The 13,461-nt window shown below is 40.3% G+C and carries 13 protein-coding genes and 2 riboswitches; of the genes, 10 read left to right on the top strand and 3 right to left on the bottom strand.

Going from position 1 to position 13,461, the window contains the following annotated elements:
* Positions 1-42: 42 nt before the first annotated feature.
* Entirely contained in the window at positions 43-699 is a 657-nt protein-coding gene (locus tag HMPREF0877_RS02340; RefSeq protein ID WP_002827576.1) for a metal-dependent transcriptional regulator, read from the bottom strand.
* 202 nt (positions 700-901) lie between these two features.
* Here HMPREF0877_RS02340 and HMPREF0877_RS02335 point away from each other — a divergent pair, with 202 nt between their 5' ends.
* Positions 902-1,201: a hypothetical protein gene (locus HMPREF0877_RS02335; protein ID WP_002827575.1), complete on the top strand. Its 300-nt coding sequence runs from the start codon at positions 902-904 to the stop codon at positions 1,199-1,201.
* A gap of 144 nt (positions 1,202-1,345) precedes the next feature.
* Here the strand turns inward: HMPREF0877_RS02335 and HMPREF0877_RS02330 are convergent, their stop codons facing one another.
* A complete protein-coding gene (locus HMPREF0877_RS02330) occupies positions 1,346-1,885 on the bottom strand; it encodes a folate family ECF transporter S component (RefSeq protein WP_002827574.1) in 540 nt (179 codons plus the stop codon).
* A gap of 38 nt (positions 1,886-1,923) precedes the next feature.
* A riboswitch (THF riboswitch) is annotated at positions 1,924-2,016 on the bottom strand.
* Between the two features lie 220 nt (positions 2,017-2,236).
* On the opposite strand from HMPREF0877_RS02330, the gene rbsR reads away from it, so the two are divergent.
* Positions 2,237-3,229, top strand: a complete 993-nt coding sequence (rbsR, locus tag HMPREF0877_RS02325; RefSeq protein ID WP_002827572.1) for a ribose utilization transcriptional repressor RbsR — start codon at positions 2,237-2,239, stop codon at positions 3,227-3,229.
* A gap of 38 nt (positions 3,230-3,267) precedes the next feature.
* A complete protein-coding gene (locus tag HMPREF0877_RS02320; protein ID WP_002827571.1) occupies positions 3,268-4,290 on the top strand; it encodes a DUF3114 domain-containing protein in 1,023 nt (340 codons plus the stop codon).
* Positions 4,291-4,529: 239 nt separating this feature from the next.
* On the opposite strand, the gene HMPREF0877_RS02315 is transcribed toward HMPREF0877_RS02320, so the two are convergent.
* The gene (locus HMPREF0877_RS02315; RefSeq protein WP_002827568.1) at positions 4,530-5,885 is read right to left on the bottom strand and encodes an aspartate kinase; all 1,356 of its coding nucleotides are present in this window, start codon (positions 5,883-5,885) and stop codon (positions 4,530-4,532) included.
* A gap of 109 nt (positions 5,886-5,994) precedes the next feature.
* A riboswitch (Lysine riboswitch) is annotated at positions 5,995-6,167 on the top strand.
* Positions 6,168-6,260: 93 nt separating this feature from the next.
* Here HMPREF0877_RS02315 and alr point away from each other — a divergent pair.
* From alr to HMPREF0877_RS02280, 7 genes are read left to right on the top strand one after another with little or no spacing between them, the layout of a single operon-like run.
* Positions 6,261-7,376: an alanine racemase gene (alr, locus tag HMPREF0877_RS02310; RefSeq protein ID WP_040760303.1), complete on the top strand. Its 1,116-nt coding sequence runs from the start codon at positions 6,261-6,263 to the stop codon at positions 7,374-7,376.
* A gap of 19 nt (positions 7,377-7,395) precedes the next feature.
* Complete coding sequence (lysA, locus tag HMPREF0877_RS02305; RefSeq protein WP_040760301.1) at positions 7,396-8,682, top strand: diaminopimelate decarboxylase; 1,287 nt, start codon at positions 7,396-7,398, stop codon at positions 8,680-8,682.
* 30 nt (positions 8,683-8,712) lie between these two features.
* Positions 8,713-9,423, top strand: coding sequence for a 2,3,4,5-tetrahydropyridine-2,6-dicarboxylate N-acetyltransferase (dapD, locus tag HMPREF0877_RS02300; RefSeq protein ID WP_002827565.1), 711 nt, complete (start codon positions 8,713-8,715; stop codon positions 9,421-9,423).
* Between the two features lie 11 nt (positions 9,424-9,434).
* Complete coding sequence (locus HMPREF0877_RS02295) at positions 9,435-10,586, top strand: N-acetyldiaminopimelate deacetylase (protein WP_002827564.1); 1,152 nt, start codon at positions 9,435-9,437, stop codon at positions 10,584-10,586.
* Between the two features lie 14 nt (positions 10,587-10,600).
* Positions 10,601-11,476, top strand: coding sequence for a 4-hydroxy-tetrahydrodipicolinate synthase (gene dapA, locus HMPREF0877_RS02290; protein ID WP_002827563.1), 876 nt, complete (start codon positions 10,601-10,603; stop codon positions 11,474-11,476).
* 4 nt (positions 11,477-11,480) lie between these two features.
* On the top strand, positions 11,481-12,221 hold the full coding sequence (dapB, locus tag HMPREF0877_RS02285) for a 4-hydroxy-tetrahydrodipicolinate reductase (protein WP_002827562.1): 741 nt from the start codon (positions 11,481-11,483) through the stop codon (positions 12,219-12,221).
* A gap of 38 nt (positions 12,222-12,259) precedes the next feature.
* On the top strand, positions 12,260-13,441 hold the full coding sequence (locus HMPREF0877_RS02280) for an aminotransferase class I/II-fold pyridoxal phosphate-dependent enzyme (RefSeq protein WP_002827561.1): 1,182 nt from the start codon (positions 12,260-12,262) through the stop codon (positions 13,439-13,441).
* Positions 13,442-13,461 lie beyond the last annotated feature (20 nt).

Here is a 13,461-nt window from a genome sequence, read left to right as displayed (position 1 = left end):
ATCAATGTTTTTTTGTGTGTTTTTGTATATAAATGGGATAGTTTAGTCGTTGATATAGATAAAATCTGCGGCATGTTGTGTGACTTGGATTGTCCTATCGCCAGAAACTAACACCAATGGTCCATCAAATGGCAGGCGTTCTTTGATTGTCCAAGTGCTGTTTAGGTCCAGATGTAAAGTTTCAGTATATTGTAGTAACTCTAAATCCTCAGTAAAACTGTTAATAGTAACAGTTTCATTATCAGTTGCTTCACGCAATGTCCGTAATGATTTTGGAGAGTAGTGGTGGTCAATATCAGGAATGACAAGACCTTGGGGACTTAGTGATGGGAAATCTAAATATTTATCTAGCGCATTGATGAATTGATCATTTGCATCATGGTCAAGATGATCAGCATTAGAATGAGCTTCGGAAATTGACAGTCCTAGTTTTGTGGCACCAAATGTCTCGATCAAACGATGTGATCGGATTAAACGTAAGGCAGTTTCACGTCCAGGTTTCGTTAATGTGACACCATAATAAGGGACCACGTCAACTTCGCCCGCTTCTTGAAGTTTTGCTAACATGTTTGAAACTGATGAAGGGGTTACATTTAAATGCTCAGCAATTTGGTTATTTGAAATTTTTGTTGACTCATCGCCGCCGCTTAATTCTAAGATTGTTTGTAAATACTGGGTTTTAGAAATCGATTCGGTCATAATGTGAAAATTCCTCGTTTGTTGTGTAGTAGTTAAGGCTGTTAATTGTATGTTGAAACAGGTAGTCATGTTTTATTTCAGGAAAACAAAATTATATGTTTGTTAAAACATTTATGATAGGTTATCATAATTATGGAAAATTAAATAGTAACTGACACAAGTCAGAAACAAGTTTTGGAGGCTAGATATGCAAGAAGTATAAATGTGCCAAGAGAACAAGTTAGTCCAATGTGCTGTAATTCGGCAACTATTACAAAGCTCACGAGATATTCCAGAGCAGACTGTCTGTCAGCTGATTGCATCATTGGAATCAATGGTTGCTGGCCAGCAAGAAATTTTTGTTGGTCAAGTATACGACAGTTGTGTCTACTGGATTGGATGTGGTGATGTGTGTTCAGAAACGAAATTAACATTTGCCACACCAGATGTCCGTAATAAGTTTGCTAGTTCATTTGAGGTTGTTTGTCGAAAAATCGGGTTGCGCATTCATCGAAGTTACTAATGATAGGTTAAAAAATACTTTCTAATTTCTATAATTAGTCATTTTGATGATAACACTTTTTATGATTTAAGTAACAGAGATATTTCTTTAACAGCCGGTATACCAGAAAAGCCAGTCAATATTATGACTGGCTTTTCATTTGTTTTATATTTTTTGGTGTAGTTGTTCAATCGTCTGATTGTTAAGCAAAAAATATAATAAAATACTTTGAATAGGTAAAAAGATAAGCTGTTTAATAATACGGATCCACAATAGAGAAATAATTGTGCCACTATTATGAATATTACCGATCATGGCAACCCATAGTGTGTTAAGAATCACATTAACAACGACCAAAACAATACTTACGGTAATGATTACTCGCAACCAAGATATTGTCTGCTGCTTATAGAAAGAGAAACCATAAATTGCAGCACCTAAGACAGCAGATAGGGTGAATCCCCAGAAATAACCATAGCCATTAATCAAACTACCAATCACATCAGTGAAGATTGCTACTAGCATCCCCCAAGCAGGACCATACCATTTGGCAATGATGCCGACAATTAAGAAAGTAAAGCCAACTTTTACCGTGGCGGTACCCAATGAGAAACGACTAATGACTAATTGTAAGGCGATTAAAATCCCTAGCATTGTCAATTGCTTTGTTCGTAAACGTGGTAAACCATATTCTAATGTTTTCATTTGAAAACACCTCCTTTTTTTTGGAGGGTTTCACTTCTTACAGTGAATGTGATCAAGACATCGCGGTAATCCTTCGTCCATAGCCCACATTCCGTTTCTATGGCACTTAACGCGTCTCAATCTACCCTGTGCATCTAACAGTGTTATATTATACTGCAATAAAAATAAAAGTAAAATGAAATTTTAAAAAAATAAAACAAGCCGCTTGGGGTTTAAAAAGTTTAAAAAGTTGGTAAAATGTTTTAATAAGGGTGATGACTGGGTTTTGACGTGGGTCAACATTGGGAAGATAACAATAAAAAAAACTTAGTGATAATGGGTTAAAATAAGTAGTAGATAAAGAGGTTGGATATGGGAAAAGTTTCAATTAGAGATGTTGCGAGCTTAGCGGGTGTGTCAATTGCAACAGTGTCACAAGTGTTGAACGGTAAGGGCACAAGGTTTTCTGAAAAAACAAAAGCCAAAGTATTGGCAGCTCGTGATGAAATTGGGTATGTTCCAAACGCCAGTGCACGCAGTTTAAAGCAAGGCGCTAGAATTTTAGTTGGGGTTGTCGTACCTAGTTTACGTAATCCATTTTTTGGCGATTTAGTGCAACATATGCAAGAAAATATTTCCGATAATATCTCATTATCGATTATGACAGCAAGACAAGGACAGGCGGATCAAACAGTTGAGACTTTAGTTAATTCAGGCGTTCATGGTATTATCATGGCAAGTCAATTAGCAAAACCCGTTGCCGTAGCTAGTAGTTTAAAAAAACGTGGCATTGCTTTAGTGGTACTCGAGAATCATGACGAATTACTTGATGCAGATGCGGTTTATGCTTCTGATAAAAAGGGTGGTCGTCTTGTAGCTGAACACTTGTTAGCATTGGGACATAAACATGTTGTTCTATTAGGTAATCAAGTTTATACTGATAATTTGCAATATCGGACAGCATCATTTAAAGAAACCATGTTAGCAGCTGGAGCCAAAGTTAGTGAGGTTGCTACTCGTAATTTGACGAAGCATGCTGGCCGGGCAGCGGCAATGGCAGTGTCTATCACACAGGCAACAGCCGCGTTTGCATTAAATGATGAGTTAGCAATTGGATTAATTTCAGGTTTGAATGCCCATGGTATCCGGGTACCTGAAGATATGTCAGTCATTGGTTATGATGATACGGATTATGCTGAGTTTTTTAGACCAGCACTAACAACCGTTGAACAGCCACTATGGCTAATTGCTGAAACGGCATTGCAGACGGTTATTGAGCGAATTAATCACCCTGATGCTGAACGTCAGGTCGCAGCATTTGATACGAAATTAATTGTGCGCGAGTCAACTGCATCAATATCATAAATATGGTAAGCTAATCGTAACAAGGAGGTCATTTTATAATGACAGGACTGTTCAAACGGACACGTGAATTAATAAAATCGCCGACAGGGGTAGATAAGCGACAGGTTATTATGTCAGCAGCACTGTCAACCCAAGTAACACATTTAATGAATGATGGTTGGGTGCCAAAAGCCATTGCTGCTTATGTGGATGAGATTGTTAATAATGAGCAACTTAATGATCAAACAATGAATCGCATTTTATCAGAAAATTGGATAGAAGCACATCGAATTGGATCATCTCTTTTTACGACGATGTTTACAGCTGGCTTTCATCGCGGCGGTGTGCCAGCAGCTGATCGATTGGAGATGTTGTACGAGTTGTTTGGGATGACGGTAAGTTCAACTAATTTTGTGAGAATGTCACGTTTAGGGGATTGGTACTCGAGAGATAAAATTAAAGATGAAGATTTATATTATTTTCATCTTGAGACGATTACTGATGTGCAGGATTATTTTGAATTCATCAAACAAATTGCTTTCATGGTACGACTAAAACATCATGCTTGGAATGGTATCCGCTCGAAATATGAAACAAGTCGTCAATTGAGTACGATTATGGATAATCAATTACGATATTATTTAAGTAAACCAGTTGTTGATTTTATTTTACGCAATCACTGGCATCAGACAGATGTTGCTGAGGAAATTCTACAGTTAACCGGAACCCCTGTTTCATATCCAAATGTGGACTTTCATAATCGCGGGGTCGTTAACAAAGATAATGTCAAGGTAGCATTACCGGGTTATCACTTAGAATTAATTTTCAATAACCAGGGTCAACTTGTATCGATGTGGCAAGCTTTAGAGGCTCATCAGACAGTTAATGAACGTGGGGTACTTGAATTTTCTGAATCACCTGAAGATTATTCATTAGCCGAATTACAAATGATTGCTAACACGGAATCAACAAATTATGCAAATGCTGGTGGGCAAATTCATCAATCATTAGATGTTAAGCCAGCAAACCGGCATGCTGGCCTTGAATCAGATTTACGTAATTACGCGAAGAATCAATTTTAGCAAGAAGAGAGCGAGACAAAAGTTGTTTTGAAGCCGGTGTGTAACATGATTTGCGTAATTTTTGGCCGTAGCAAAGCGAAGGACAGGGATTGCGTAAATTGTGTTACATTGAGGCTTCAGACTTTTGGAATGCGTTTATGCTGTAACAAGTAAAAAGTACGAATTTATTAATTGATACAGTTTTAGCAAGAAGAGGTTGGCACATTTTTTGTGCCAACCTCTTCTTTATACTATTGCTATTAAAAAACGGCGTGATAAATAACATGCACAGCTTCATTCATACGATCAACAGGAACACCAATCATGGTTGAAATTTGTGAAGCTCCTTGATTAATCATGGGCAGATTAATACCAGCCTCAGACAATGCGGCAGTTATTTTGCTAAAGGTACCAATATGTTGTTGCATGCCTTCGCCAACAATCATAATAATGGCATAATCATCTAACCATTCTAGTTCATCTGGTGCAATAGTTGCATAGATATCATGGCTAATATGGGCTTTAATTTCAGGGGTTAGTTGTGCTTTATCAAAAATAATCGTCATATCATCAATTCCAGATGGCATATGCTCATAACTAACATTGTAAGTTGCCAAAATTTGCAATATTTTCAAGGTGAATCCAACTTCACGATTTAGCAAATAGCGGTGTAAGTAAAGTGCTGCAAAACGATTATCATTTGCGATACCAGTGACGGGATTGCTAGGATTAACGGCATGATTAGGCATAATCATTGTCCCTGGCGTCTGGGGGTCATTGGTGTTTTTAACATTGATTGGTATATTTGCTTCAATGACAGGAATGATTGCTTCATCATGGAAAACTGCGAAACCTGCATAAGACAATTCACGCATCTCACGATAGGTCATTTCTGAAATAGACTGTGGATGAGGAACAATCTTTGGATTAACAGTGTAGATGGCTGATACGTCAGTAAAGTTTTCGTACAAATCTGCATGGAAACCACGTGCTAAAATGGCACCCGTAATGTCAGAACCACCACGACTAAAAGTGGCAGCATAACCGTCATTGGTATAGGCGATAAATCCAGGAATAATTAGGAGGCGTGAGTCATCAATTTGATAATTACTAATGGCATGATAACTTTCTTGATCAAGGCGTGCAGACCGTGGCGAACCTGTCACGGTAATTCCTAATTCAGCTGGTGATACAAAAGTGGCGGGCAAGCCTTTTTTTTGCATGACAGCAGCAATTAATTGGGCATTTAGTAATTCGCCATGACCCATAAAAGCGGCGTATAGATGGTCGAATGATGGATAATGGACACGATTTAAATGAATAAGTTGTTGCTTAATCTGTGAAATAATCACATCATCTTCTAACAAAAAATGTGCAGCAATTTCTTGATAGCGGGCTAAAATAGTCATTAAAATTTCAGTTGTGTCAGCACCAGCAATCGTTTGATCAGCGTAAGATTTTAATAAATCCGTCACTTTTATATCACCATCAAAACGCTTGCCAGGAGCTGATACGACAACGATACGACGATCCTCATCTGCTTGAATAATGTCTAAAACCTTTTGTACCTGAGAACCAGTCGCTAGTGAAGAACCACCAAATTTTACAACTTTCATTATTTATGCCTCCAATTAAATTCCTAATTGGCACTAATTAAAAGTGAAAAAAAGATGAATGTCAAGTGTTGACATAGATATAAAATTAATATATTCTAATGTTACGTTAATGATTAATAGAGGTTGCAACCAACAAGAGTCACTTAGTAGAGTCCACACAGACGGTGAGATTAAGTAAAAGGGGCGGTTGCCGAAATGATACAGATTGTGTAACCCGTATTGTTGGGCTAATAGCTAATAACTATTAGACTGTCGCTGAATCAGCGGGGAGCTATTGTCACAGTCTTAAGGAATAGAAATGTGTCCGATTGACAGTGCCATAGTGCTCTGTTAATCGGTTTTTTTATGCAATCAAAAATTAAAGGGGCATTGATCATGGTAGTAGCAGTAACGAGACCAACAAGAATTAAAATATCACAAGCGGCAGTGACACATAATGTGGCTGTGACTCGTCAGGCGAGCGGTGCAAAGTTCATGTTCTTAGCTGTGAAGGCCAACGCTTATGGATTTGGCTTGATACCAATGGCTCAAGCGGCAATCAAAGCAGGGGTAGATGGGTTAGCAGTTGCAGTTTTAGATGAAGCCTTAGCATTACGACAGGCGGGGATCACCGTGCCGATTATTATCTTAGGAATCACGTTACCGCAGTACGCTAAGTTGATTGCTGATAATGATTTAATTGCAACGGTCAGTGATTTGGATTGGCTGCAGGCAGCACAGCAAAATCTGGCAGGTTCTCAATCGACGTTACAAGTTAACTTAGGTGTTGATACTGGGATGGGAAGAATTGGCTTTCGCAATCGTGAGTCGTTGTCTGAAGCTATCACATACTTGGCATCACAACCAATATTTTTTAAATATCAAAGTATCATGACTCATTTTTCAGAATCTGATTCCTTAGCAACCGATTATTTTCAGAAGCAATTGTCAAATTGGCACCGGTTGACGGATGGGTTACCAATGCCACCAATGGTTCATTTGGCAAATTCTGGTGCAGCCATGTATCACGCGGATGAGATACCAACGGATTACATTCGTGCCGGAACAGTTGTTTATGGTATTGAACCATCACGTGGTGAAGTATTACCAGATAATTATCTAAAACCAGTGCTTACATTAGAAACGGAACTCATATTTGTAAAACAAATGCCAGCAAACGTTGGGATTAGCTACGGGCATACGTACTATACACACGAGGGTGAGTGGGTTGGCACGGTACCGATTGGATATGCTGATGGTCTACCACGGCCAATCCAAGGATTTGAGGTGTTGGTGAATGGTCAAAAGGCACCGATTATCGGACAGATTGCAATGGATCAACTGATGATTTCCTTACCAGAGAAATTACCAGTTGGTACGGTAGTCACAATCATTGGCAAGCAAGGTCAATATGAAAATACACTTGAAGATGTTGCGCAACATGTGGGCTTAGCACCTTGGGTGGTTGCTACAGGATTACAGGATCGGCTCATGCGCGTGCTTGTCGACTAAAAGGGGAGAAATAGTAAATATGTCAGTACCATATCAAGTCAATCAAAACGGTGAACTTACAATTGGCGGTGTCACGGCGACAGAGTTAGCAAAACAATATCAAACGCCACTATATGTGTATGATGTTAATCACATTCGTCAACAAATGCGTTCTTTTAAAGAAGTATTTATGAATAGGCAAATTGATTATGTTGTTTCATATGCATCAAAAGCTTTCGCAACGATTGCCATGTATGAAGTTGCAGCACAAGAGGGGATTCATTTAGATGTTGTTTCAGGTGGGGAGATTCAAACAGCGCTTGCAGCAAATTATCCAATGAGTCAGGTATCTTTCAATGGTAATAATAAATCAATCGAAGAACTCGAAATGGCAATCGATAATGGGTTAGGAACGATTATTCTTGATAACTTTTATGAATTGTCAGTTTTGCATGATTTGTTAAGCGAACGTGATAAAACACAAGATGTCTTATTAAGAATTACACCAGGTGTCGAGGCACATACTCATGACTATATCTCTACTGGTCAAACTGACAGTAAGTTTGGCTTTGATGTGAATAGTGGTCAAGCATATGCGGCCCTGCAAAAAGCAATCGCTGATCCCTATCTAAATGTTCTGGGAGTATCAGCACACATTGGTTCACAAATATTTGATGTCACTGGCTTTAAAATGGCCGCAGAAAAATTGGTTGATTTAGTTCATGAATGGGGCTTTGATCCACAAGTGATTAATACTGGTGGTGGCTTTGGTATTCGCTATACAGCCGATGATAAACCATTACCAGCAACTGAGTTTGTTGAAGCAATTATTGATACGATCACAGAAAAAACAACATTATATGGCATGACAATGCCAGCCATTTGGATTGAACCAGGGCGAGCCATTGTTGGTCCAGCTGGTTATAATCTTTATACAATTGGTTCAAGGAAAGATGTGCCAGGTATTCGCACATATTTATCTGTTGATGGTGGTATGGGAGACAATATTCGACCTGCATTATATGAAGCCAAATATGAAGCAATTTTAGCGAACAACCCACAAGCACCAACTGAAGAAGTTGTGCGAGTTGCTGGTAAATATTGTGAGTCAGGTGATGTCCTTGTCTGGCAACAAGCTTTACCAAAAACGAAACCAGGTGATGTTTTGGCAGTCTTGGCGACAGGTGCCTATGGTTATTCAATGGCTTCAAATTATAATCGTAACCCACGACCAGCCGTTGTCTTTGTTGAGGGTGGTCAATCACAATTAGTTGTTGAACGAGAAACATACGCTGATATGCTACGTTTAGATAAGCATTATCAATAAGTAGACAATGAGAGTAGGAGATAAACTAGAATGAACAATTTAGACGCCCAAGAAATTATTAATTACATCGCAACTGCCCCAAAGAAGACCCCCGCTCGTGTGACGCTGGCAGGCGATTTGGCTGACATTGAATGGCCCAAAACTGTGCAGGCTTTTATTGAAACAAAGACGGGTACGGTCATTGGTGATTACCAAGATATTCAACCGATTATTGCGGCAGCAGCTAATCAAATATCAGACTACCATGTTGAATTATTAGCTCGTAACAGTGGTGTCCCATTGTTAAACTATGAAGATGTTCCAGCCCGCATTGAACCAGGAGCGATTATCCGTGATCAGGTGTCAATCGGCGATAATGCCGTTATCATGATGGGAGCTGTGATTAATATTGGTGCCGAAATTGGTGCGGGTACGATGATTGATATGGGGGCGGTTCTTGGTGGTCGTGCGATTGTTGGTCAGCATAGTCATGTTGGTGCTGGCGCCGTTCTTGCGGGTGTTGTAGAACCAGCATCAGCGACACCTGTGACGATTGGTGACAATGTGTTGATTGGTGCCAATGCCGTTGTCATCGAAGGCGTACAGGTTGGTGATAATGCCGTTATTGCAGCGGGGGCAATTGTAACGAAAGATGTACCAGCAAACACGGTTGTTGCTGGTGTACCAGCCAAAGTTATCAAAACAATTGATGAGCAAACACAGGCAAAAACCGCTTTAGTTGATGCCTTACGATCATTGTAAGCGAGGTAGACATGACGATTACAGATTTAAATCTAATTGATATTCGGCGTCATCTTCATGCTCATCCAGAGCTGTCAATGGCTGAATTTGAGACACAAGCTTATTTGAAAAAAATCGTGACGTCTTGGCACTCTCCTTGGTTGACTATCAGAGAAATTCCAGCTTTGCCAACAGCTTTATTGGTTCGCTTAGCAGGTAAGCATCCGAAGCGGACGATTGGGTATCGTGCCGATATTGATGCATTGCCAATTACAGAAGAAACGGGTTTGCCTTTTTCATCGGAGCGACCAGGAGTCATGCATGCATGTGGTCACGATATTCATATGACAGTCGCATTGGGTGTGTTAGCGCATTTTGCAGAACGGCAACCAGAGGATAACATGGTCTTCTTGTTTCAACCAGCTGAAGAAGAACAAGCTGGCGGTAAGCAACTGTATGAATTAGGCACGTTTGTTAATGAATGGCGCCCAGATGAATTTTATGCCTTGCATGATCAACCTGCAATGCGAGCAGGTCAGATTGCAACTCGTCAAGGAACTTTGTTTGCTGGTAGTACTGAAATTCATTTGACGATTAAAGGAAAAGGTGGCCATGCGGCATTTCCACATCGCGCACATGATGTAATTGTTGCAGCAGCAGCATTTGTGATGCAGGTTCAGACAATTGTCTCACGCAATGTTGATCCGGTTCACGGTGGTGTGGTCACGATTGGTATGTTACAAGCAGGTACGATTGGTAATGTAATTCCGAATGAAGCACAGTTAGCTGGGACTATTCGGGCGTTTAAACAACCAGATTTGGAAATGATGCAACAACGTGTACGAGAAATCGCACAAGGATTGGAAACAATGTATAATGTGCAATTTGATTTACAATTGATTCAAGGTGGTTATTGGCCAGTTAATAATGACCCTGACACGACTAAAGCGTTTATTCAATATATGACAAATGATGATGAGATTGATTTTACAACTTGTGAGCCAGCCATGACTGGTGAAGACTTTGGTTACTTAATTAACCAAATTCCAGGCACGATGTTTTGGCTTGGTGTTGGTGATGATGCGCATACGCTACATGATAGTCGATTAAGCCCAGATGAAGCAGCAATTGAAACCGGCGTTAAGGCAATTATTAAATATCTGTCTTGGCGTATGTCAGAATAGAAAGTGTGAATAAAATGTACGAAGATATTTCTTTAATTACAGCAATTATTACACCATTTACAGATGAAAATACGATTGATTACCAGGCGTTAGATTCATTAACTGAACGGTTAATCGCAGAAGGTACACAGGGATTTGTTATTGGTGGCACGACAGGTGAATCACCAACATTGACGCATGATGAAAAAATTTCATTATATGCTTACTTTGCGGCGAAAGTGGGTGATCGTGGACCAGTAATTGCAAACGTTGGTGATAATAATACCGCTCATTCCGTGGCACTTGCCAAGGAAGTTAGTGCAATCACAGGTGTTGATGCAGTATTAGCAGTGACCCCTTATTATAGTAAGCCTAATCAAAAGGGGATGATTGCTCATTTTCAAGCAATTGCAGATGCTTCAAATGTGCCAGTCATGATTTATAATATCCCTGGTCGTACCGTGGTTGGATTGACTAACGAAAGTGTTTTGACATTGGCTGAACATCCAAATATCAATGCGGTCAAGCAAGTAACCAGCATCGATGACTTGGCCTACCTAGTTGCACATGCGCCTGAGGGATTTAAGGTGTACACAGGTGAAGATTCACAAACACTAGCTGCCAAGGCAGTCGGTGCGGCTGGTACGATTTCAGTTGCTGCTCATTTATATAGTAAGGAAATGACGGATTTGTTCCAAGCACTTGCTGCTGGTGATGTGGCCAAGGCTGGTGAAAAACAACGTTGGTTAACACCACGCATGTTAGCATTATTCAGTTACCCATCCCCAGCACCAGTTAAAGCCGTGCTTGCACATCAAGGTGAGGTTCAGAATGTAACGCGCCTACCTATTTTGCCTTTAGATGAAAGCGAGTCGGCAGATGTGTTGGCCCAACTTGATCGGGAGGATTAATTAGATGACAACTGTATTTTTGGCAGGTGGTTTCGGTAAAATGGGCCTCGCCATTCAACAACTGATAGAAAATGAAGCAGATTTAGAATTAGTTGGTATTTTATCGGGTTCGCTACATGAGAGTGAGTTACCTGTATTTACATCATTAGCAGATATTGATGTGACGGCAGATGTTTGGGTTGATGTGACGCAACCAGAGGCAGCTTTTGCTAACGGACAGTACGCTTTGACTCATGGATTCCAATTAGTGGTTGGTACGAGTGGTTTACAGGCAGAGCAACTGGCGGCTTTAAAAACATTGAGTGAAAAAGAAAATCGTGCAACCTTGGTCGTGCCTAACTTTTCATTGTCGGGCGTGCTATTGATGCAATTTGCAGCGCAAGCAGCGAAATATTTACCAGATGCTGAAATTTTGGAGATTCATAATCCGAAGAAGGTTGATGCACCTTCTGGGACGGCACGTGCGACTGCTCAAGCAATTGCAAAGTCCCGCCAAGCAGATCCAGTAAAAACAAATGTTAAGGATCCGGCACGTGGTGATCAAATTGACAATGTGACGGTTCACGCAATGCGTTTACCAGGATATGTCGCTGAAGAAGAAGTTATCTTTGGTGCACCTGGGGAAACATTGCGAATTAAGCAGACCTCATTTACCCGTGAGTCTTTCATGGGTGGGGTTGCACTAGCTATTCGCCAAATCGATACCATTCAAGGATTGCAAGTTGGATTAGACAAGGTATTATAAGTATTAAAAAATAGGCGAAGAGCCAGGGAGATTAAGAAATGGTTGAATTAAGCGCAGCGTTAGCAGGACAACATAATAATATATTGGCAAAGATGGTGCCTTCACCAATCCGTGTGGTAGATGATAAGTTCTCAACGATTGATGGCATTTTAAAATTAACTTTGGGTGAGCCGGATTTTGCAGCACCCGAGCATATTAAACAAGCAATTATTCGAGATGTGCAAGCAGATGATTCACATTATTCATCTTCACAGGGCGTTTTAGCATTACGTGAAGCAATCTCTGATTATCTAGTCGATCGGTTTGATACGCCAAGATATGATCCAGCTACTGAGGTGAGCGTAACGGTTGGTGCGGCTGAGGCAATCAGTGCAACATTCCAAGCATTATTTAACCCAGGGGATGAATTGATTGTGCCAACACCAACTTTTCCGTTATATGCATCGGTCGCACAAACATTAGGCATTGAAGTAATTGGTTTAAATACTGCACCTGATTTTATCGTGACGCCTGCGAAATTAACGGCTATCTTAACTGCGCACCCAAATGCAAAAGCCATTTTACTTAATTATCCATCAAATCCAACTGGTGTCACTTATTCTGAGACAGAGCTAAAAGCGTTGGTAGCGATTTTACGCGAACATCAATTATTTGTGATTGCTGATGAAATTTATGCTGAGTTAGTCTATGATGCCAAGCATACATCAATGGCTCGTTTATTACCTGAACAAACAGTACTGATCAGTGGTGTGTCAAAGTCACATGCGATGACAGGTTATCGTATTGGTTATGTCGTTGGTCCAGCGGAATTAATGAAGCAAGTTGGTAAGGCACACCAAGCGATGGTTGCGACAGCACCTGGTCCGATGATGGCAGGTGCGTTAGAAGCGCTACGAAATGGGCGTGAAGATCCTGAAAAGATGCGCGTGGTCTATGAAGAACGCCGTGACTTGGTTTTGGCAGGTTTGGCTGAAGCAGGCTTTACAGCAGCACAACCTGGTGGCGCCTTTTACATTTTTGCAAAAATTCCGGACTTTTTGAATACAAATGATACTGAATTTGTCTATGATTTGGCAGATACAGTGAAATTAGGTGTGGCACCGGGTTCAATTTTTGGTGCAGGGGGCGAAGGATATATTCGTATTTCTTATGCTGCATCAACGGAGAATTTGAAATCAGCGATTACCCGTTTAAAGCATTATGTTGATTTGAGGAAATAAGTTCATACATTTAGACATTG

Source organism: Weissella paramesenteroides ATCC 33313, from assembly GCF_000160575.1.
GTDB lineage: Bacteria > Bacillota > Bacilli > Lactobacillales > Lactobacillaceae > Weissella > Weissella paramesenteroides.
Note: the sequence above shows the minus strand (reverse complement) of the source record. Positions and strands in the feature narration are given on the sequence as shown.